The 22440-nt window shown below is 39.4% G+C and carries 25 protein-coding genes; 2 read left to right on the plus strand and 23 right to left on the minus strand.

Features of this window, described 5'->3' with window-relative positions:
• Positions 1-189 precede the first annotated feature (189 nt).
• The 13 genes from MF646_RS19330 to MF646_RS19390 form a co-directional block, all read right to left on the minus strand.
• Positions 190-564, minus strand: a complete 375-nt coding sequence (locus tag MF646_RS19330; protein WP_250098138.1) for a RidA family protein — start codon at positions 562-564, stop codon at positions 190-192.
• A complete protein-coding gene (purR, locus tag MF646_RS19335; protein ID WP_250098139.1) occupies positions 561-1412 on the minus strand; it encodes a pur operon repressor in 852 nt (283 codons plus the stop codon). Before purR ends, MF646_RS19330 begins: the two co-directional genes overlap by 4 nt.
• 61 nt (positions 1413-1473) lie before the next feature.
• Positions 1474-2346, minus strand: a complete 873-nt coding sequence (gene ispE, locus MF646_RS19340; RefSeq protein ID WP_338035517.1) for a 4-(cytidine 5'-diphospho)-2-C-methyl-D-erythritol kinase — start codon at positions 2344-2346, stop codon at positions 1474-1476.
• Between the two features lie 196 nt (positions 2347-2542).
• Positions 2543-2731, minus strand: coding sequence for a small, acid-soluble spore protein, alpha/beta type (locus MF646_RS19345; protein WP_250098141.1), 189 nt, complete (start codon positions 2729-2731; stop codon positions 2543-2545).
• Between the two features lie 146 nt (positions 2732-2877).
• Positions 2878-3144 carry a biofilm formation stimulator Veg gene (gene veg, locus MF646_RS19350; RefSeq protein ID WP_034633697.1) on the minus strand — a complete coding sequence of 89 codons (267 nt, stop codon included), beginning with the start codon at positions 3142-3144 and terminating at the stop codon, positions 2878-2880.
• Between the two features lie 407 nt (positions 3145-3551).
• A complete protein-coding gene (gene yabG, locus MF646_RS19355; protein ID WP_250098142.1) occupies positions 3552-4409 on the minus strand; it encodes a sporulation peptidase YabG in 858 nt (285 codons plus the stop codon).
• A 49-nt stretch (positions 4410-4458) separates the two neighbouring features.
• On the minus strand, positions 4459-5340 hold the full coding sequence (gene rsmA, locus MF646_RS19360) for a 16S rRNA (adenine(1518)-N(6)/adenine(1519)-N(6))-dimethyltransferase RsmA (protein ID WP_275980379.1): 882 nt from the start codon (positions 5338-5340) through the stop codon (positions 4459-4461).
• Positions 5337-5906, minus strand: coding sequence for a ribonuclease M5 (gene rnmV / locus MF646_RS19365; RefSeq protein WP_250098143.1), 570 nt, complete (start codon positions 5904-5906; stop codon positions 5337-5339). Before rnmV ends, rsmA begins: the two co-directional genes overlap by 4 nt.
• Positions 5907-6176: 270 nt before the next feature.
• Positions 6177-7400 (minus strand): G5 and 3D domain-containing protein, encoded by a 1224-nt coding sequence (locus MF646_RS19370; protein WP_250098144.1) that lies wholly within the window; start codon positions 7398-7400, stop codon positions 6177-6179.
• Positions 7401-7629: 229 nt separating this feature from the next.
• Positions 7630-8397 (minus strand): TatD family hydrolase, encoded by a 768-nt coding sequence (locus MF646_RS19375; protein ID WP_250098145.1) that lies wholly within the window; start codon positions 8395-8397, stop codon positions 7630-7632.
• Between the two features lie 70 nt (positions 8398-8467).
• Positions 8468-10450 carry a methionine--tRNA ligase gene (gene metG, locus MF646_RS19380; protein WP_250098146.1) on the minus strand — a complete coding sequence of 661 codons (1983 nt, stop codon included), beginning with the start codon at positions 10448-10450 and terminating at the stop codon, positions 8468-8470.
• Between the two features lie 393 nt (positions 10451-10843).
• Positions 10844-12676: an ATP-binding protein gene (locus tag MF646_RS19385; RefSeq protein WP_250098147.1), complete on the minus strand. Its 1833-nt coding sequence runs from the start codon at positions 12674-12676 to the stop codon at positions 10844-10846.
• A 29-nt stretch (positions 12677-12705) separates the two neighbouring features.
• Entirely contained in the window at positions 12706-13665 is a 960-nt protein-coding gene (locus MF646_RS19390; protein WP_250098148.1) for a DNA double-strand break repair nuclease NurA, read from the minus strand.
• A 200-nt stretch (positions 13666-13865) separates the two neighbouring features.
• On the opposite strand from MF646_RS19390, the gene MF646_RS19395 reads away from it, so the two are divergent.
• Positions 13866-14156, plus strand: a complete 291-nt coding sequence (locus MF646_RS19395) for an AbrB/MazE/SpoVT family DNA-binding domain-containing protein (protein WP_250098149.1) — start codon at positions 13866-13868, stop codon at positions 14154-14156.
• Positions 14157-14357: 201 nt separating this feature from the next.
• On the opposite strand, the gene MF646_RS19400 is transcribed toward MF646_RS19395, so the two are convergent.
• From MF646_RS19400 to MF646_RS19445, 10 genes are all read right to left on the minus strand, one after another.
• Positions 14358-14723, minus strand: a complete 366-nt coding sequence (locus MF646_RS19400; protein ID WP_250098150.1) for a hypothetical protein — start codon at positions 14721-14723, stop codon at positions 14358-14360.
• A gap of 121 nt (positions 14724-14844) precedes the next feature.
• A complete protein-coding gene (rsmI, locus tag MF646_RS19405) occupies positions 14845-15705 on the minus strand; it encodes a 16S rRNA (cytidine(1402)-2'-O)-methyltransferase (protein WP_250098151.1) in 861 nt (286 codons plus the stop codon).
• A 17-nt stretch (positions 15706-15722) separates the two neighbouring features.
• Positions 15723-16460 (minus strand): tRNA1(Val) (adenine(37)-N6)-methyltransferase, encoded by a 738-nt coding sequence (locus MF646_RS19410; RefSeq protein WP_250098152.1) that lies wholly within the window; start codon positions 16458-16460, stop codon positions 15723-15725.
• Positions 16461-16551: 91 nt separating this feature from the next.
• Entirely contained in the window at positions 16552-16905 is a 354-nt protein-coding gene (gene yabA / locus MF646_RS19415) for a DNA replication initiation control protein YabA (RefSeq protein WP_250098153.1), read from the minus strand.
• A 15-nt stretch (positions 16906-16920) separates the two neighbouring features.
• Positions 16921-17748: a PSP1 domain-containing protein gene (locus MF646_RS19420; RefSeq protein WP_250098154.1), complete on the minus strand. Its 828-nt coding sequence runs from the start codon at positions 17746-17748 to the stop codon at positions 16921-16923.
• A gap of 4 nt (positions 17749-17752) precedes the next feature.
• Entirely contained in the window at positions 17753-18742 is a 990-nt protein-coding gene (gene holB / locus MF646_RS19425; protein ID WP_250098155.1) for a DNA polymerase III subunit delta', read from the minus strand.
• Between the two features lie 14 nt (positions 18743-18756).
• On the minus strand, positions 18757-19086 hold the full coding sequence (locus MF646_RS19430; protein ID WP_034633666.1) for a cyclic-di-AMP receptor: 330 nt from the start codon (positions 19084-19086) through the stop codon (positions 18757-18759).
• Positions 19087-19107: 21 nt separating this feature from the next.
• Positions 19108-19746 (minus strand): dTMP kinase, encoded by a 639-nt coding sequence (gene tmk / locus MF646_RS19435; RefSeq protein WP_250098156.1) that lies wholly within the window; start codon positions 19744-19746, stop codon positions 19108-19110.
• Positions 19739-21187 carry an aminotransferase class I/II-fold pyridoxal phosphate-dependent enzyme gene (locus tag MF646_RS19440; protein WP_250098157.1) on the minus strand — a complete coding sequence of 483 codons (1449 nt, stop codon included), beginning with the start codon at positions 21185-21187 and terminating at the stop codon, positions 19739-19741. The genes tmk and MF646_RS19440 overlap by 8 nt, the downstream gene beginning before the upstream one ends.
• Positions 21188-21315: 128 nt before the next feature.
• A complete protein-coding gene (locus MF646_RS19445; protein ID WP_250098158.1) occupies positions 21316-21519 on the minus strand; it encodes a sigma factor G inhibitor Gin in 204 nt (67 codons plus the stop codon).
• Between the two features lie 269 nt (positions 21520-21788).
• Here MF646_RS19445 and MF646_RS23325 point away from each other — a divergent pair, with 269 nt between their 5' ends.
• Positions 21789-21923 carry a hypothetical protein gene (locus MF646_RS23325; RefSeq protein ID WP_275980380.1) on the plus strand — a complete coding sequence of 45 codons (135 nt, stop codon included), beginning with the start codon at positions 21789-21791 and terminating at the stop codon, positions 21921-21923.
• Positions 21924-22440 lie beyond the last annotated feature (517 nt).

Raw genomic sequence — 22440 nt, forward strand, 5'->3', positions numbered from 1 at the left:
CAAAAAATTTTTTAATTTTTAAATTGATTTTTTCGAAAACTCCTAAAAAAACTGTCTTTTCGTCATCTTCCAACGAAAGCGATTACAACATTTCTTTTAAATGTCTGACCTCTAGGGAGGACTATTTTAAAATTAATTAATTGATTCAAAAAAAAGAAAAAGAGCGGCTTATAACCACTCTTTTAGCGATCACTTTACTAATGCAATGACTTCAATTTCAACTAACACATCTTTAGGTAGTCTCGCCACTTCTACACATGATCTTGCAGGCTTATGTGTATGGAAATACTCTCCATAAACTTCATTGATTCGTGGGAAATCATCCATGTTTTTAATAAATACTGTCGCTTTTACGACGGATTCAAATGAAGCACCTGCTTCTTCTAACACAGCGTTAAGGTTTTTAAATACTTGATGAGTTTGCTCTTCTACTGTTCCTTGTAGCAATTCCCCTTCAGCAGTTAAAGGGATTTGTCCCGAACTATAGAACATGTTGTTGACAATTACCCCCTGAGAATATGGTCCGATTGCATCTGGTGCTAAATTAGTATGAATTGTTTTCATTTGTTCTCCTCCAATTCCATCTTTTGTAATAACTCTAACACACTGCCTGGTTCTACAGTAATTGTTTTGTTTCTAACATCTACATTTGAGAGCTTTGTAATTGACATATACTCATCAACTAAGCGCTCTTCGACTTCAACTGATTCTACCAATACGCCTATCCCTACTAGCTCGGCTTGGAATTCCTCGAGCAAATCCATCATCCCTCTTATCGTTCCACCAGCTTTCATGAAGTCATCGACAATAAATACTCTTGACCCTGGTGCTAAACTTCGACGCGCTAACGTCATCGTCTGAATACGTTTCGACGAGCCAGATACATAATTAATGCTAACCATTGACCCTTCTGTGACAAGGTGGTCTCGCCTTACAATGCTAACCGGAACATTTAAATACTGACCAACCGCATATGCAAGAGGGATTCCTTTTGTCGCAACAGTTAGGACGGCATCTATTTTTTTATTGGCTAGAACGGAAGCAAAGACTTGTCCTAAGCGTTGAATGAACTTTGGACTTCCAAGAAGATCCATCATGTACAAATACCCACCTGGAAGGATTCTCTCAGGTACAGCAAGCTGTTCAATCACCTCATTGACAAATTCTTCAGCTTGCTCGGGGTGAATACGAGGAATGAACTTGACTCCACCGCTAGCTCCGGAAATAGTTAGAAGAGAGCCATATCCTTCACCTTCAAAAATCTCTTTAACAATGACTAAATCTTCACTAATGGAAGACTTAGCTGATTGATAACGTTCAGAAAAATGAGTAAGAGAAATGACCTCATGAGGGTGTTGCAGTAAAAAATAGGTCATATCAACAAGACGACCACTACGTTTAAGCTTTTTCATACGACCTCCACTTAAAAACCGAATATTTTAATTTAAATATATCACGTACGTTCGGTTTTAATCAAGAGTCTGTTGAACGAATTAACCTGACAGCGTAGACATCTTGACAAAATCCCCTAAGTCCATTGTAAACACGATGTAATCTTGATTCATGTTCTACTAGTCCAAATACAGTTGGTCCACTTCCGCTCATTAATACACCATCAGCACCGAAACGAATCATTTGCTCTTTAATATTTCGTACTTCTGGATACATGTCCAACGTAACTGACTCAAGTACATTATGTAAATTATCACAAATGCCTGCAAAGCTTTGTTGCTCAATTGCTTCGATCATTGCTTTTGTATTGGCATGTTCTATTTCTTGCACATTTAAACGTTTATACACTTCTGCAGTTGATACTCCTATTGGCGGCTTGGCAAGGATCACCCAACAAGGAGGCGGGGGCGAAATTTGTTGAATTAATTCTCCACGTCCCGTCGCAAGAGCGGTTCCTCCATATACACAAAACGATACGTCCGATCCAATCTCAGCACCAAGGCGAGCAAGTTCATCCATGCTCAATCCTAACTGCCATAATTGATTTAATCCCTTTAATGTTGCAGCTGCATCACTACTCCCTCCAGCTAACCCAGCGGCAACAGGAATTCGTTTTGTAATATAAATTGAAACGCCTTTTTTAACGTTATATCGCTTTTTCAAAAGGTCAGCAGCTTGATAAGCTAAATTCCGATGATCATTAGGGACAAATCCTTCTGATACGTCCACTTTGATAACCCCATCTTCTCTATCCGTCAGGTCAATCCGATCCGCAAGATCAACCATCGTCATAATCATTTCAACCTCATGAAAACCATCTTCCCTTTTTCTTATTGCATCAAGCGACAAATTAATTTTCGCTGGTGCTTTCACTGAACATCTCACACTCGTCACCTTCTATATCCATTTGCTTAGGCTATTTTATCACTTGTCTAATCAACATACCACCTGTTGTCTCTTTTTCTACAATATAGTCATATTATCACATAACAAAAAGAAATTAGAAAATTTCACTTGTAAATGCCGTTTTTTGTCACGCTCTAGAATTAATAATTAAAGAAGCCAGGCTTTTCGCTCTGGCTTCATGTAATTAATTTCGATCGTTTTGTTGAAGGACGAGCTGCTCTTCGGCGATTTCAATTGCCCTTTTGACCATATTTCCAGCGTCCCTTGAACGTATTCCGCCCCAGCCTTCTTTTTGAACAGTGTCATAAAAGCCTAGTTCCTTCGCAAGTTCCTCTTTAAATTGGTCAGACATGATTCCTCTTCGCCTGCTCATGTCACAACAACTCCTTTTCTGTATATCAGAAAATGTCGTTTTATACACGACATACTTAGTATGTACTCAAATCAAAACAAATATAACCCTCTGAATTGAACCTTCAGAGGGTTATATTTGTCTGTATATCGTATATCTAGTCCCAATTACGCCTTAAGAACTGTTGAATCAATACCCTCTTCACAGAGCATAAGTTCTACTGTTTCTGTAAGAATATCAGCATAACTGTAAGATACGCGCTCAAATGCATTTTGTTGTTCATCTAATTTCACTATGAACACAGAAGGGTATGTTTCCTCAAGAAGACCAGAACGCTCCGACGTTTTCCGACGACCACCATTTGCCTTGATTGTAATTCTCTTACCAACATTAGCATCTAATGCACGCTTAATGTCTATTAACGTTTTTGCCATTACGACACCCCACCTCACTGTATGTGTAGTATAGCACAATCTACAATTTTCGTCAAATAAATTTAAAATTATATCAAGTGAACAAGAATTTTGTCAATCTAATTTGACGAAAAAATAAAATAGCCCCACTACCAATTCAACCTTAGTATGCCAATAACAAAAAAAATTATGTAAGTTTTCACAAAAAAGAGTGAACTTCTCTTTTTTGTGAAAACGCTGCGATGCGCGGAGCCGTCGTTATCTTTTAAGCTTTTTGAGCGGGTTTCTCAAAAAGCGCACGACGAGTGAAGCCATCGCAAATGGTCGCTCTTTTCCCTATATTGAAAAAGAGTGAACTTCTCTTTTTTGTGAAAACGAAAAACCCTTAGACCTTACCCAATCTGGGTCCCAATCTAAGGGCTTCCTTTTCAATCGTATTTCATTGGCATGCCGCGCCTCATGACACCCTTTGTTTCAATTCCGCCTAGTCCCTTTTCACCGCTTATTGTATTACGCAGTACATTGGCTAGACTCACACGGTCCATAAACGAAGTCAAACTTACTCTTGAAGCTATATAAACAGGATCCAGAGCATGGATATTCACACGTTCAGGTGAACTAGCAAAATTAGCTCCAGCTTTAATGAGCGTTTCAAAATGAGATTGACAAGCACCAGCGAAAACAATTAAATCATCACGGTGCCACGAATGTTTCCGTGCAATCCGTACACATTCTGCAAAGTACTTTGTGTTACGATAGGCACGCACATCTCGTTCATCTCCTTTTGTTTTTAAATACGCATCGTGACCGGTTATAACTACAATATCAGGCTTAACCATTTCTAATAACGAACCTATTTGTTCAGGCATCTCACGTTCAGGAAGGTGGACTCCATATACCGGAACACCTAATTTATTATATAACTCTGTACATTTACGAAGGTATAGAGCATCACCATCAATATGAAGGACGCGCCCTCGCAATTCAAAATAAGCAGTTTCGCTCTTGTATCCTGATGTGACTTGGTAGTCTCCACGTTGTTTCATCAATTTTGCATCTTGCCTGAAAAGTCGATATGAATTTTCTTCAAGTTCTCTCGCCTTTTTTGCATGTGCTGTTCGATCTTCTTCCGAAACGATGACAACATCATCTAACGGGGCATCGGCAAGTAGACGCATATCCTCTCCAGCGAGTTCTACATAGTCGGCATAAATTTCTACTACCCTAAACAACAAATCACACTGATACGAAAGGCGAGCGACGATATCCCCTTTATTCAGCTTCATTGTCACGCCTCCTCTCCACTTAAAATATGTGGAAAAGGGGGCATGTGTGCTAAGTTCTCGGGAATCTTTTCAGAAGAGCTTCACTTAAAAGGGCAAACTCCTCAAGGGATAATGTCTCTCCTCTACGCTTAGGGTCAATGCTTGCTTCATGAAGAGCCTCTTCAATATCAGTTTTTCTTTCCTTATGACCTAAATTGTGCACTAGGTTATTAAGAATCGTCTTTCTCCGATTAGCAAAACTCGCGTGGAACACTTGAAAGAAATAAGGTTCATCAGAAACTGCCACAGCAGGCTCTTCTCGAACTGTTAAACGCAAGACAGCAGAATCCACTCTTGGTTGTGGTACGAATACAGTTGCAGGTACAGTTAGAACCCGTTCTGCCTCTGCAAAATATTGAGCTGCAATGGACAACGCTCCATATTCCTTTGTCCCTGGCTTTGCTGCAATTCTATCAGCAACTTCAGCTTGAATCATGACAACAATACCTCGAATTGGCAAATGCTCTTCTAATAGCTTCATCAAAATCGGAGTTGTGACATAATAAGGCAAATTGGCGACAACCATAATGTCACTTGTATCTTTGAACTCCTCCTTTATCGTTTGATGAATATCTGCCTTTAAAACATCAGAGTGAATAATTTTCACATTGTCGTAAGGGGCTAGTGTTTCATCTAGTACAGGAAGCAGTCTTTGGTCAATTTCAAAAGAGACGACTTTTTTCGCTCGTTTTGCTAATTGTTCTGTGAGCGCCCCAATTCCTGGACCCACTTCAATCACACCTGTTGATTCGCTAATATTTGCTGCATCAACAATATTTCTTAATACATTTGTGTCAATTAAAAAATTTTGTCCTAAACTTTTTTTAAAGCTAAATCCAAACTTATTTAATATCTCCTTCGTACGTGCTGGTGTTGCTATGTCTTTTATCATTCGTTTTGTTCCTCCTCAAACACACGCTGTATTGCTTCTTTGAACTCAGCTTCAGTAATTCGAAATTTTTGCAGTCGTTTATGAAGTTGCTTTCCGTTGGCATAGCCAATATGCAAAATCTCACCAATACGTTCTCTTCTTCTTTTCGAATTGCTTCCAGCTATTAAACCTGCAGCGTGTAGGTCCTGCCAATCAATTACGTTTGACTCCACTTGTTTTGTATCATCCTCTTGTTTTGCATGAATCAAAGCTTGGCGTATCGCTTCTGGAGTTGCATTTTCTACACCGAGATCATCTTGTTTTTTTGATATCGCCTCTTTTTTTGGTAAAAAAGCATGCAAACAATCTGGAATTCGTTCACTAATAATCCGGCGAATTCGTTCACCTGGATAGTCAGGGTCAGTTAAAACGATTACTCCTCTCCGTTCTTGCGCAAGGGCAATTTGAGCAAGGGTACTTTCGTTAATTGCTGAGCCATTTGTTTCGATTGTATCTGCATCGACAGCTCTCTTTATAGCTACCGTATCATCTTTCCCTTCAACAATAATCACTTCTTTTATTTTCATAGTATACCCCTAACAATTAGGCTAATCTTATTTTAGCCGGAAAATGATTGAATTAACAGAGCGCACTGAAAAAGAAGGTTTCCCCTTTGGTATGACCCTCTAAGCAATGAGCACAACGTATAAAGCTATTGCGGCTTCCTAGAGGTTGTTCCATGAGTTTTATGTACTTTAAAGTATAGGTAATGGGTAAAAATAGGCCCAAGCGAACTTTTCCATTTCTTAAAGCATAAGAAAAACAGAGTGGATAACCACTCTGTGATAGGCTGACACTTAATCTAAAATGGTGACTTTTACCGTTCTTGATCCCCAACGAAAAGCTTCACTTTTTGTTGGTACATGAACATCGATTTTATTTCCTTTAATTGCACCGCCAGTATCTCCAGCAATAGCATTTCCATATCCTTCAACATGGACACGTGTGCCTAGAGGAATAACGCTAGGATCAACGGCAATTACTTTCATATTGCGATTATTATTTAAATTAATACCTGTTGCTGTAATCCCACTACACCCGCTGCAACCAGCAGTATATGCTGTAGCAGTAACGGTTAGCGTCCGACCGCCACTAGGAGCAGATCCACTCGAACTACTGCTTGAGCTTGATCCACGTGACACAGTAGGGGCAGGTTGGGTTCCAACAGCGACTATGCGGTCTGTACTTTCTTTGACTGTCTCGGTTTTCACAAGCTCTCTAGATACTTCTTTTCCGTCTTCAAGCACGACTTCATAGTGCTTATTGACAGTACCTTCTTCACCAGCTTGAACAACCTCTTCTTTTCCTGATCTTAATGAATTGTCTTTTCTTGTCACTGTTCCAAAAGCGACGGACTCTTCCACCACATCGGTGACTTTTTCTACACGTATTACTTGAATTTCTGATTCACGGTCAAGCCTTGTATCTATCCCCGGCTCAACACGATCAAGCTCACCTAAGGTAACACTTTCTCTCTCTAAAAAGTCAGCGACAGTCGTCGAAGTTGTCCATAATTCATGCTGCTCGCCGTCACTAGTAAGCTCAACTTGAAACGCAGATTCATAGATTAGATTCATTCTGTCAGTTATTTCTTCGTTTAATGCTGGCGCAATTAAATCATGTTCCTCTTTGAAGTCAATATTCAATTCTTGTATGAGTTGTTCCACATCATCTGCAGTCGTCCATACTGGTTCTTCATGACCTTGAATTGTTACAAAGACTTTCTTAGCTTGATCCCACGTAATTGTTAGATTTCCTTTTATCTCTGTATCCAACCCTGGATCTATAAAATCATATTCTTGGACTTCCCATTCTTGCTCCTTCATCAGTTCAGCAACGGTAGATGCATGTGTCTGCACTGTAACTTCCTCACCATCCATGGAGATTGTTACTGTTGCTTTTGTCGCCTCGTATACAGCGTAAGTAATCACGCCTCCAAAGAGTATGAGACTGATAACGGAGATGACCAACTTTTTCCTAAAACTTATAGCAGGAAGGAGTTGGCTCCTGTTTGTTTCCATCTCAATGAATTCCTCCTTCTCAACGTCCGAATTATAAACACTGTACCTCCTTTTGTCAACTCACTATTTTTGTTAATTGCCGCATTGTCTTTATTATCTATGAAAAGGCTGGCAAAAGAAACAAAAACTTATCGACAAGTCCACTCTATGCATCCGCCTAAGTTTGTAGAACTGTTTCGAATGAAGCTATATTTAGACAAGCCTCGGCAAAAAAAGTGATTTTTCGCTATCAAGAAATGCCAAAAATTTCTTTTGCATTTGCTGTTGTTTGCTTCGCTAATTGTTCAAATTCTATCTCTTTTAGCTCCGCGATTTCTTCTGCTACTAGTTTCACATAAGCCGGTTCATTTCTTTTCCCTCGAAATGGATGTGGCGCTAAATATGGACAGTCTGTTTCAATAAGTAGTCGATCAATAGGTATTTCCTTGGCAACTTGTTTCGGACGTTTGGCATTTTTGAATGTAACAGGACCTCCAAGAGATATATGAAAATTCATGGCCAAACATTCCTTAGCAATTTCTACACTTCCACCAAAGCAGTGCATAATCCCCCCGATTTCACTTGCTTCCTCTTCTTTCAAAATGTTAACAATATCTTGATCTGCCTCACGATTATGAATAATAATTGGCAATTGAACTTTTTTTGCTAAACGAATTTGCTTACGAAATACTTCTTTTTGAATTTCTTTTGGTGACTTATCCCAATGATAGTCCAAACCCATTTCACCAAGTGCAACAACTTTTGGATGTGAGCTTAATTCTTCTAACCATTGTAAATGTTCATCTGTCATATCAATCGCATCTACTGGATGCCAGCCGACAGCTGCATAGATAAATTCATACTTTTCAATTAAATCCAATGCACGGTTGATTGTTTTTTCGTCAAAACCAACGACAACCATATATTCCACTCCAGCTTCCTTTGCACGCAAAATAACCTCATCCTGGTCTTCCTCAAACTGGTCAGCATTTAAGTGAACATGTGTATCAAATAACATTTTGTCTATACTTCCTTTCAAGATAATTAGTTAAGAGGGGAGAGAATACGATGCTCCCTCCCCTAATTGCTTACTTTACTTGTGCCCCGTTTGGCAGATTTCCATCTATCGTAGCCAGCTGCAGTTTCTTCCCTTTTGAACCAGCTAGAATCATACCTTGAGATAGTTCCCCTCGTAGTTTAACCGGTTTTAGGTTTGTTACGCAAATGACCTTTTTCCCAACCAAATCTTCCGGTGTATAGTGTTTAGCAATTCCGGAAACAACTTGGCGCTTTTCATGGCCAAGATCTAGCTGAATTTTTAATAAGCGATCTGCCCCTTTTACAGGCTCTGCTTCTATGACTTCTGCCACACGTAATTCTACCTTTGTGAAATCATCAATTGTGATTTCATTCTCTTCTACTTCAGGAACGGCCTCTTCCTCAGCTTTTTTCGCAGAACCCCCCATCATTTCAACAATATGAGCAACTTCATCTTCCATGTCTAAGCGAGGGAAGATAGGGTCTCCTTTTTCAACCGTTGTACCACTCGGAATTTGAGCAAACGTTTCAAGTGTATTCCAAGCTACTACTTCGCTTGTGAGCCCTAATTGTTTCCAGATTCGTTTTGGTGTTTCCGTCATAAATGGCTGAATCATAATCGATACTTGACGAAGTGACTCAGCAAGGTGATACATAACAGATCCTAACTCTTCTTTCTTCGCTTCATCTTTGGCAAGCACCCAAGGTTGTGTTTCATCAATGTATTTATTCGTACGGCTAATCAACTGCCAAATCGCTGTCAGAGCTACTGAAAATTCCATTTCTTCCATTGCATTTTCTACTTTTTCCACTGTTGCTTCGACTAGCTCAACAAGAGGCGCATCAAACGGAGTTGCATCCTTTACATAGTCAGGGATGTTACCGTCAAAGTATTTGTTGATCATAGCAACTGTTCGATTTAGTAAGTTTCCTAAATCATTTGCTAAATCATAATTGACTCGCTCTACAAACCCTTCTGGTGTGAAAACTCCATCTGATCCAAATGGTACTTCACGCAGCAAATAGTAACGAAGAGCATCAAGACCATAGCGATCAATAAGTGGTACCGGATCAACGACATTTCCTTTTGATTTGGACATCTTGCCGTCTTTCATTAACAGCCAACCATGACCAAATACTTTCTTTGGAAGCGGTAGATCAAGAGCCATTAGCATGATCGGCCAATAAATGGTATGGAAACGGACAATTTCTTTCCCTACTAAGTGAACATCAGCTGGCCAATATTTATTATACAACTCCTCATCTTCACTACCGTATCCAAGCGCTGTGATGTAGTTCGATAATGCGTCAATCCATACATAGACGACATGTTTTGGGTTACTCGGAACTTGTACACCCCATTTAAACGAAGTACGAGATACAGCTAAATCTTCTAATCCCGGCTTAATAAAGTTATTGATCATTTCATTTTTACGAGATTCTGGTTGAATAAAGGTCGGATTCTCTTCATAGAACTTTAAGAGCCGATCTGCATAGTTACTCATCTTAAAGAAATACGATTGCTCACGTACTTTTTCAACCGGGTGACCACTGTCTGGGCTCTTTCCGCCAATGATTTCTCCGTTTTCATTTTTTACAGGGTCGACTAGCTGGCGTTCTGTATAAAACGTTTCATCAGGGATTGAATACCAGCCTTCATACTCATCTAAATAAATGTCGCCTTTTTCAAGTAAGCGCTCAAAAATTTGTGCCACAACCTTTTTGTGGCGCTCCTCTGTCGTACGAATAAAATCATCATAGGATACATCTAACTTTTTCCAAAGCTCTTGAATTCCAGCAACAATTTGGTCTGTAAATTCCTGAGGCGTCTGGCCTTTTTCTGCTGCCTTTGTTTCAATTTTTTGACCATGCTCATCCGTACCAGTTAAAAAACGGACATCATAGCCGCGAAGACGCTTATAACGTGCCATCGCATCGCCTGCTACCGTTGTGTAAGCATGACCAATATGAAGCTTATCACTAGGGTAATAAATTGGGGTTGTTAAATAAAAAGTCTTTTTTTGATCTGTCACAATACTTCCTCCTCATTTTAAAAAACAATACAAAAAGCCCTCATCCGATCGGGACGAGAGCATCTCACGTGGTACCACCCAAAATTCCCTTCTTATTTCACAATAAGAAGGCTCATGAAGTCTAAGACTTCCTCTGTTAACGCCAGCAACGTTACTCCCTTATGTACAAACACTCGAAAGCAAGCTCCTCCCAGGACCATCTTCCAACTAGAATCTATACCGGTTCCCAGCTACCCCGGCTCTCTGCATAGCATTGCTACCTATAGATCTCTATTTGTACTCATCCCTTCATTGGATATCATATATTGAAAAACCATTGTTAAGACATGTTTTAGCATACATATGTATCATGTCAAAATTCTAACCAAAATATACCTAATTCACTGTATCTCGTCAAGAGCGGTTATACATTGTCGCAAAAGGAGTTTTCTCTTTTTTAATAACCCCCTCACCGCTCAGACGATCTAGCTCCTGTTTCCACGTTTGGACATCCCAGTTTTTCTCTGCGTCTTGGTTTAGTTTTGTTAAGTGAGTCATAATATTCATCTCAGCTAATGGAAAATAAGAATCAAGGGCTTTTACCAATTGTTCCGAGTCTTGTTCTTTCATTTTTTTCAGTTCATCAAACGGATTTAATGTGTGTGGACTAGCAGAGTGTGCCATACGAATTCGAATGGCCATGGTCCGTCCCATAATGGCTGATGAGACAAACACATCTCCTGACCGTAAATAAGGGAGGCGTTTTCCTTCATCATGCGTTAGATCCGTTTCTTCTTTAATCGTTTGAATATCTGTTCCGCGCACCGTCCTGAACACAAACTTAGAATTCAACTGAGCTGTAATTGTCTCATCAAGCAAGGTCGGGCGCTGTGTAGCAAAGATTAGAAAGACACCATACTTCCGTCCTTCTTGTGCGATCTCTTTTAAAACTGACTTTGCCGGTGCATCATAGCCCTTTGGTGCAAAATTATGAGCTTCATCTGTAACTACGACAAATGGTGGAAAAAACTCTCCTTGCTTTTGTTGTAGCTTAGCATCTCGAAACGACCGCCTTTTCCCGTATAGTGCGCCGATGACATAACTAGAAAATACTTGCAACAACCATACAGGTCCTTGAATCACAACAAGCTTCCCAGCATGAATTCCTTGCTCAATCGCTCTAATATTTTGCTGGAACAACCCAGCTTGATACAGTCGGTTGACACGCCATGAAATTCCTTTCACTGAAGCTAAAGGAAGGCTACCATATTGATCGAGCAATTTCCGGAATGTTGAAAAGCGAGTTAACTCATCTCTAGTCATTCCCCCATCGTTAAGCATTCCTTCAATTTTATGCTTTCCCAGTTCTAACGCCTCTGCTAAATTAGCAATTCGGTCGCTAAAAGACTGATAGCTATCTTTTCTTTTATGAACAGATTGAATCACATTAACCATGGACTCTGTTAATGATCCAGCAGCAGATAATAGCCGTTCAACATCTCTAGTTGAAAGCGCCGAAAAATCAACTCCGACATCTTGCCCTATCTGGACTACTGTGTAACGCTCTCGATAAGAAATAGCCCCGTTTGTATCTAATGCTTCCGTTGCAAAGTTCATCTCAAAATGAGGATCGAAGACTAGAGTTGGAATTTGTAACTTCATTAACTCTTCAAGCATGACTCTAAGGCCAAATGATTTTCCTGAACCAGATCCACCAAACACACCAATATGTGGATATTGCTGCATTGCTCTTATATCAAAAACAAAAGGAACGCCGTTTTGCTCACGCAAACCATTATGGTCGTGAATATGTAACAGCCCTTTTAATGAATCAGGCAATGTCGAATCAATAAAATCAGTCGACTTCACCTCACCTAAGACAAGGCCGTCCTCTGGCGCTGTTTTTACTAGTAAATCAGATATCTCATCAAAGTGAGGGTGGCGGACACTAGCTCCTGTTTGAATTGGTTGAATGGCCTCTTCAAATAATCGAACCTTCGCTAAGTGAATATCATCTGCTCCGATATCATAGCCAATATGTTCGAGTGTCTTTAATACTTGTTCATCAGCAATGCCTTTATCAAATCCCATAGGAATATAGCGATTGTATGAAAATGTTTCGACAACTTCGCCTTTTGGCTGATAAAGGGACACATCTTCAATAACTAGCATTTCATTCATTCGAAATTTATGCGTTTTTGAGGCAACATACACTTCATGCTGCGTTGTAACACCTACAATTTGCATTTACTTCTCCTCCTTCTTCCCAAACTCACTCAATATGGTCTAGAAACTCGTTTCTTCTCAAAAAACTTCTTTCTAATATCAGGATCTATATATTGTTCGACAAGTGCTTCGACTAGCTTGTCCGTCACCCTTACCTCTCGATCAATATGGTCTAGCCAAAGAGGAATCCCCCGCCCATCTCGTGGTGTGAGAGTTAACAACAGACTTGCAATCTCGTCTTTAAAAGATGCTTGTTCCTCTAACACATCAAAGCCTGTAATAGCAGGATCCGATGTTAACCTCATCCAGACCGATTGCAATCCCGCTTTGCTTTGAATCTTTTCTATAAAAACCATTTCCTCCTGCTCAAGGACACCAAACAATAAATCGCGATCATATGTATGGGGCTGTTTTTCGAACAGAAGAAATGGTTCTAGTTTCACTAAATTTTCCGTCGTAATCTCTTCAGAAACACCAACTAGCAACACATCCTTCTCAATTGCTTTTTTGCGTAGCATTTCCCATTCGTCCGGGGCATCAATCCGGTAATGATACAAAGCTCCGTCCATAAGCAAAATGGCTAATGGTCTTTCTTCTAGTAATTGTATCGCGACTTCTAATTCTAATTTAGCTAATAAATGTGAACGGTAATTTGCCGGGGTGCTTTCGTCTTCTTCAACTTTACTATGCAGCAAAGGCGAATATATATCTGTAGCTTGGCACTGATACCCTTTTGTTGTTTTCGCTAATGCTTGAAACAAGTAGAGGATATGTGGAGCCTCACCTTTTGTTTGATTAACAGAGCCATCAACAGCAGCTAACTCTCTTCCTTTCAACCAATCCGACAAAGCCTTTGTCGAAAAACGAGGAATATGTCGAATTTCCGCATTCGACAACTGAAGTTTTTGTCGAATAATTAAATTATCTGAAGGTGTTTTTTGGTAAATGGTTAACAAATTTTCATTCATTTTTTTTAGTTTTTCTACAAGACCATGGTTAATTTCTAACATATATTGTAATCACCTCGCATTAAAAATACTATTTTATCAACGGTTTCCACTTTGAGATAGAATTGTTTTAATATTAAATTAACATAAAAAAGTAATTGACTTGATTTGGAAACACTGGTACTCTAAAATCAGATAGAAAATTGTCGAATATTGACGCCAAAAAAATAAATTACTTTTTAGTCTGAGAGGAGACTTATTCAATGAAATCTACTGGAATCGTTCGTAAGGTTGATGAATTAGGCCGTGTAGTTATTCCAATCGAGCTACGTCGCACATTAGACATTGCTGAAAAAGATGCGTTAGAAATTTATGTTGATAACGATCGCATCATCTTAAAAAAATACAAACCGAATATGACTTGCCAAGTTACAGGTGAAGTTTCTGATGAGAATCTTTCGATTGCTAATGGCAAGATCATTCTTAGCCCGCAAGGTGCAAAAGAAATTATTAAAGAGCTTCAAGAGTACGTATCTCGTTCTACTCAAGCTTAACTCCTTGTTAAAAAGGGTGGCTACTCCTAGTTCTACCACAATCCCTGATATTGTTGGTATGTTCTCGGTGAGCCACCCTTTTTGTTGTTTATTGGCCTTTAGTTTAGATAAAAAGAAATTAAATAAAAGGTAAAACAGTGCGAACATTGTTTGCGATGGCTTCTCTCGCCGTGCGCCTTTTGAGAAGATCACTCAAAAGGCTTAAAACATTACGGCGGCTCCGCTATCCTTCCTAAACAGAATAGCGAAACCTCGGGCCTTTTTCTCTTTACGTGTGCGAACATTGTTTGCGATGGCTTCTCTCGCCGTGCGCCTTTTGAGAAGTTCGTTCAAAAGGCTTAAAACATTACGGTGGCTCTGGTCATCGTTTTCGCTAAACAGAAATAGCGAAACCTGGGGCTTTTTCTCTTTACGTGTGCGAACATTGTTTGCGATGGCTTCTCTCGCCGTGCGCCTTTTGAGAAGATCACTCAAAAGGCTTAAAACATTACGGCGGCTCTGGTCATCGTTTTCGCTAAACAGAAATAGCGAAACCTGGGGCTTTTTCCCTTTTAACTGTGCGAACATGTTGCGATGGCTTCTCTCGCCGTGCGCCTAAAGGAGAAACCCGTTCCTTTAGGCTTAAAACATTACGGCGGCTCCGCTCATCGCTTCGCTAGAACGAAAAGGGAAGATCGCCCTTTTCGTTCTAGCTATGGTACTCTGCATAGACGATTCTTTTTTGTATATTTCGTTCGCGGGCTACTTGTTTGATTGCTTCTTTTGATGGCATGCCAAGTTCGATGTAGTGGTTGGTATGTTGGAGGATTGTTAAGGAGTCCCACCAACTGTCCTCTTCTTCCTTTTCACTGCTTCCTTCTACGACAAGGCAAAACTCTCCTTTTACCGTACCTGTTTGACACCACTCTATCGCTTCTTCTAATGTTCCTCTTTGATACTCTTCAAATTTTTTAGTGAGCTCACGACTAATGCTAATGTGACGATTTCCAAACACTTTGAACATCGCCTCTAATGCTTCTTTTATACGATGAGGTGATTCATAAAAAATCAGCGTCGTCTGATTGCCTTTTAATTGTTCGAGCATTGCTTGACGCTGCTTGTTTTGACGTGGGAGAAATCCAACAAACTCAAAACGTTCTGTTGATAAGCCTGAAGCAACTAAACTTGTTAATGCTGCATTTGCTCCAGGTAAAGAGATCACTTTCATCCCTTCCTTTAATGCCTCCTGAACAAGGTCTTGACCAGGATCAGAAATGGCCGGCATTCCCGCATCACTGACAAGAGCAACTTGTTTTCCTGCCTTCATTTGATCAATTAATGACTCGCCAGATTTTTTCTTGTTATGCTCATGGTAACTGACAAGTGATGTTTCAATCTCAAAATGATTAAACAGTTTACGGGTTTGTCTCGTATCTTCAGCTGCAACTACATCAACTTCTTTAAGCATTCGAACAGCACGAAATGTCATGTCTTCAAGATTCCCTATTGGTGTCGGAATTAAATAAAGCGTTCCTTCCACTCCATCACTGTAACTTGTTTGTTGGTTCATGATAATCCCTTCCTCGCTCATTTTCCTTCATAAATTGAGCTAAATTGTTCTGTATATGTCCCCTGTTCATTGTAAACGACAATCGGTGGAAGACAAGTTACACCTGCTTTTCCATCTTTAATTCCTTCAACAAGCACCATATTAGCGTCCTTATTGACTTTAGGATGAACAAATTGAATTCGTTTTGGCTCAATACGATACGTACGCATATGATGAACGATGTCGGTTAATCTTTCAGGCCGGTGTACTAACGCTACTTTTCCTTTTTGCTTCACATATTGACTGCTAACCCGGACCACGTCTTCTAATGTACAATAAATTTCATGTCTCGCTATTGCAAAATGTTCATTACGGTTTTTTTCATCATCTGTGACGGTTTCAAAATAAGGAGGATTACATGTAACGACATCAAAAAATCCTCGCTTCAGTTCACTTGGAATATGATTAAGATCTGATTCGACAAATTGAATTTGATTATGTAATTCATTTAGTTCACTTGTTCGCCTCGCCATATCGACTAGTTTGTTCTGAATCTCTACTCCAATAATATTTGCTTTTGACCTAGTTGTTAGTAAGGCAGGTATGACACCATTACCTGTACATAAATCCAATATATTCCCTTTTTGAATTGGTACTTGTACAAACCGCCCTAGCAGAATGGCATCAATTGAAAATGAGAAAACATTTGGGCTCTGAAGAACTTTTAAGTCAGTTCCCGCTATATAGTCTAAACGTTCTCCATTAAATAATTTCACGCTTTTTGTGCACTCCTTTAATAGGCTAAAAAGACAGACCTAACGATAACGCAAGATCTGTCCCCCTTAATTAATCTATTTGATTGATGTTTTACTTTTGGTGTAAAAATGATAAACAGAATAAGCAGTCGTCTCCATCTGATCGAATACTTCCATAGTGTGTATTACAAACATGGAATCCTTCCTGATAGAGCCTTGCTAAGTTATCGTACCCTTCACCTACAAAGGGCTTTTTCTTACTACTAGCCTTATCGTTCTTTCCTTCCTCCTGCGCTTCTTCTTGCGCTTCAAGACGGTCTCTAAGGTTTTCATTTTCAATATGAAGAGAATGATTCTCTTCGATTAGGTAGGCCAACTGTTCCTTCAACCCTCGCAACTCATGATGCAATTCACCTAGCCGTTCTTCTAGTTGGCTCACCTGTGTAAAAATTGCTTTTTTGTCCACGATGCTCCCACCTCATTATTCTGTGGCTTCAGTCGGCACGCTTTCCTTGCTCATTAGTTCGTCCATTGTAAACTCGACTATTCGCTCACCTTCAACTAATTCAACTTGAATGACTTTTTCCAATAAGTTTAAGCCAATCACTTTTCCTCTTCCTTCAGGTGTTCTAACCCTCTTCCCAACATCAGGTAATTCCTGCTTTGCTGACTCATACATGTCGTTCTCATATTTGAGACAACACATTAACCTGCCGCACAAGCCTGATATCTTAGCTGGGTTTAGTGATAGATTTTGGTCTTTGGCCATCTTAATAGAAACCGGCTCAAAATCACCTAAAAACGATGAGCAGCAAAGGACTCGACCACATGGACCAATCCCACCTAACATTTTTGCTTCATCCCGCACACCAATTTGACGAAGCTCAATCCTTGTACGAAATACAGCTGCTAAATCTTTCACTAATTCTCTAAAGTCGATCCGACCATCAGCGGTAAAATAAAACAATACTTTATTCCGATCGAATGTATATTCAACATCTACTAGCTTCATATCTAGCTTATGTTCAATAATTTTCTCTGTACATACCTCGAACGCTTTCTTAGCTTGTTCGACATTTTCCTGAACGACTAACTTATCTTTGTCAGTCGCAATCCGGATTACTTGCTTTAATGGAAGAACAACATCGTTCTCGCCGACTGTCTTTGTGCCAATGACAACTCGGCCAAATTCAACACCTCTTGACGTTTCGACGATGACTGTTTCTCCCTTCTCCAGCTGAAATGAACCAGGGGAGAAATAATAGATTTTGCCCGCTTTCTTAAAGCGAACACCTACAACTTGATGCAATCTTCTATCCCTCCTGTATATTAAGCAACAGCTTTTCCATCATAAGTTGAGGATTAACATTAGCAACAAGCTGCCTTTTTGCATGAAGAACCGCAGACATCTTTTGACTAATTGTATCCTGCGAGCTAGATAGGGCTTGCTGTTGTAATAGATCAATTTGATCAATATAACTTAAAGAGTCAACTTTTCCGACCTTTGTAAACATGAGATCACGCAGCCATAAGAGAATCATATCTAATCCAATGTCTAACTGTGATTTTTCTTTAAAAAGTGGTAACCACTTTTCTTGTAATGTAAAAAGAACTTGAGTCGGTCTAGTAGAGAGCTCCTCCATCAATTGTATCACTACGGTTCGTGCTTGTGCAATCCAATCTCCTTCTAATAACTGCTCTGCCTCATGATAACTTGTTGTTAAACTAGCCAATAAACTGGAAATTGTGTTAGAATTTCCATTCTGAACGAGCTTGTCCAAAAAAGTAGCTCTTGATAAAGGAGCAAACGTCATATGCTGACTTCGAGAATGAATCGTTGGCAGCACCTTACTGCCTTGTTCAGTTAAAAGAATTGCTAATGTCTCTGTTGCTGGTTCCTCTAAAAATTTTAATATACTATTTGCTGCTCCAACCGTCATTAAATCAGCATGTTCAACAATATAAACTTTCTTAGCTGATTCCACACCACGGTATGAAAACTCTTTTTGCAAATGCTCTACTTGATGCTTTTTAATTGATAGGCCATCCGGTTCAATGAAATGTACATCTGGATGGTTGCCATGTTCAATCCGTCTACAATTCAGACATTGTAAACAAGGATTCTCCTCGTCTTTGTTTTCACAAAAGAAGCTCTTCGCTAAATGAAGAGCTACTACACGCTTACCGGTTCCTTTGCTTCCTTCAAATAGGTAGGCATGAGCAAGACGGTCCTTTTGTAATGTTTTAATCAGTAAATCTATGATTCTCGGTTGTATTTCTTTTAAATGATTCCACGTTTCCATCTATTTCAACACCTTTAAAATTGCTCAAACTGCTCAACTGGCAAGACAAAGACTGTTGCTCCACCTACTTGCACTTCAACTGGGTAAGGCACATAGGAATCAGCGTTTCCACCCATTGGGGAAATAGGTGCAACAAGTTGATCTCGACTTTTGCAATTTTCTTTTATAATTGACATTACGTCTTCAATATTTTCATCTTCTGTACCAATAAGAAACGTCGTGTTCCCTGCTTTTAGGAAGCCTCCTGTACTAGCAAGCTTCGTTGCACGGTAGTCAGCTTTTACTAATGCATCAGACAATCTATTACTATCTTTATCTTGGATTACAGCCATAATTAGTTTCATCTTTAGACAGCTCCTTTATTACTAAAGTATGCGACCTACAAAGTGATTGATCTCATTCATTGCCTCTTTATAAACAGTCTCAACGTCCTGATTTGCATTAATAACCTTAATTCTCTCAGGATAGACCTCAATCACTTTTTGGTACCCTTCCCTAACACGTTCATGAAACTCCATTTTTTCTTGGTCGAGTCGATTTACTTCACGATCTTCATCACTTTGAATACGAGATAAGCCAATTTGCGGGTCAACATCGAAAAATAATGTTAAATCAGGCAAATAGCCTTCAATTGCAAATTCATTGATCGCTTTTACTTCATCGAACCCAATCCCTCTTGCATACCCTTGATAAGCAAGACTACTATCAAGGAACCTGTCACATAGGACAATACTCCCTTGTTTTAGGGCAGGTATGACTTTCTCAACAAGATGCTGTCTTCTAGCTGCTGCATATAATAGTGCTTCCGTTCGGCTATCCATTTCTGTATGTGTGACATCTAATATAACTGTTCTAATTTGTTCAGAAATTCGAATGCCTCCTGGTTCACGAGTACGTATGACATCGAGTCCTTTGCTTACTAGCTCTGCTTCTATTCGATCTAAGACAGTTGTCTTCCCTGCCCCTTCTCCACCTTCTACTGTTACAAAAAAACCTTTACTCATCGTCATCCTCCACATCAACTACCAAAACATCTTTCAAATCCTGTTCAACTTGAAACGTTGCCCCTGCATCTATCAATTTCTTTATTTCATCGATCACTTGTTCAGTCATTCGCTCACCTGGTAATACTAATGGAATACCGGGTGGGTAAGGTACAACAGCTTCAGCCGCTATGCACCCGACAGCCCTTTCTAGTGGTACTCTCTTCTTTGTCAATTGACGCAAATCATCTGAATGTAGTTCAAGCTTTTGCACCCCTATCTTCAGGTTAAGAAGCGGGTTACTACGTCTCTCCTCTACAACCTCATAAGCTTCTAATGAATGACGAATTGCTTGAAGCGACTGGCTAGGAACTTCGATTGTACCTAATCCAAAAACAAGTAATACATGTTTCTCGTCTGCAAGTTCAGGATAAAGATTGTTTTCTAAAAAAATATCTTGAAGTTCAAATCCTGTTAAGTTGGTTGTTGTCTTTATTGTAACTTTTAATGGATCACAATGATAGTTGTCACTCCAATTAACAACCTTTATTTGCTTAATGTTAGATAATTCTTTTTTTACTGCTTCAACTCCTGCTAAAATTGTAGTAATTTCTGTTTTCGAGATACTTTCTGCATAGGCTCTTGCTCCATCCAATGACGCCATTAGCAAATAAGAAGGACTACTTGATTGGAACATAGTCAGCGCTTCCTTTATCTTATGCCTAAAAGCATCAGATTGTTTTTCATTTATATGAAGAAATGAGCTCATCGTTAATGCCGGCAGCATTTTATGTGCAGATTGAACAACGACATCAGCTCCTTGTTGTAAAGTTGATACAGGAAAAGGTGTCCCTAGACAATAGTGAGCAGCATGTGCCTCATCTACTAAAACAAGTAAATCATGCTTCTTAGCAGTTGTAATTGTTTCTTGTAAATCTATGCTAACTCCATAGTAATTTGGATAAGTTAAGATAATACCCTTAGCATCTGGATACTGACGTACCGCTTCAGCTACTGTTTCAACCGATATCCCAATAGCGTGACTCGAATCATGATCAAACTCTGGCGTTAACAAAATAGGAACCAAGCCTGCAATTTGTACTGCATGAAAAACAGATTTGTGGCTATTACGCTGCACAAACACCTGATCCCCTCGTTCAAACGCTCCATAAACCATTGCTAAGTTGCCAACTGTAGATCCTCCAACGAGAAAAAAAGTTTGTTTTGCTTTATAAAACCGAGCAGCCTCTTCTTGTGCTTCACGTATAACCCCACTTGGTGCATGCAAGTCATCTAATCCTGCTAATTCTGTCACATCATATTTTAGAGCCTCTCCAAAGGCCTCATGGATAGAGTCATGAAAAAATAGCCCATTCTTATGACCTGGTACATGAAAAGAAATTGGATCTGCCTTCTTATGGTTTTGTATAGCTTTTATTAAAGGAATATGATTACGAGTCAACGTCAAAAATCTCCCATCTACAAATATTCTCACTTAGTATGATACTGTACTTTATAAGCCTTGTTAAGAAAACACTCATTTGCACTTACATAAATAAAAGCAAGCCTTTTATTGAAAGGCTTGCTCTCTTATCCTATAAAATTAGTAGATAAATTCCTCATTTGTTTTACATATGTTTCATACATGTCATCTTGTTCATTTAATTGTAATAGCTCTGTTTCACATGATTCACACATAAATGTGTTTAGTACTTGCAATCCTTCAGTTTTTCTTTTGTTGCAAACCATACAACAATCCCCTAGCCGCACTTTCATTGTTTTCGTCTTCGGCATATTCATCACCCCTGACTTCAGTATCGGCTATACACTAAGACTTCATACATCTCTTTTCTTTTAATCTATTCTTTTCTTTGTAGATTTGTGCCTATCCTACTTAATATTTATTGGTTACGTTTGTTTTTATGGATATTTGGAGTTATCTAGTGTGAATTAATGAAATTTATGAGAAGTACCATAACTTTTTTTGTTTTGACTCATACATGAATAAGGTTCACTATAATAACTCATCTTAACAAAGAATCTAATTAAATGGGGGTATGAAGATGAGCCAGAAACGTGAAAAAGGGTACAGTCAAAAAGGCAAACCAAATAGTAATACAGTAGATAATGTAATTGCACAAGAAGAATTGGAAAAAGCAATCCATCCTACTAATAAGCCTCCTCGTAATGCAAACTAGAGGGAATTTGCCTTTTTAAAAGTCTAGAGCATTAATTGCCGCTTTGTGAGCGGCTTTTTTTATTGTATAGAGTAGTTTTGGAGCTATATTGTTGGGCTCATGCGTAGTACTGCCTTATATTTGAGGTGTATATAGTCTTTCTATCGAAGTTGAGCGAGATTCTGTCGAAAGAGGGGAATTTACTGTCGGACCTATTGATTTTTCTGTCGAAACCATTATTTTTGCCGATCTGTTGACTTGCTCTCCATCTATAGTGCTGTCTAACTGCTGTTCGTGCCCTGCCTAGAAACTCTGGCCACTTCGCGGTATAAAGAGAGAGAATACCACTTCTATTACAGGGATGGTTACTCATGGAGTTGTTCTGAGAAGTAACTCATGTTGTGTTACGAAGCAGGGAGACTTGAAGCAGTTTCAAGATGTATACTCACGTTGTAACCATCGGCTCATTCGAGGAAGATGCTGTTCCTTCGGGCGCACTTCTGACATTCAGCGTATGTCCGTCTCTCCTATTTCCATG

It is taken from the genome of Halalkalibacter alkaliphilus (genome assembly GCF_023555415.1).
Classification (GTDB): domain Bacteria; phylum Bacillota; class Bacilli; order Bacillales; family Bacillaceae_D; genus Halalkalibacter; species Halalkalibacter alkaliphilus.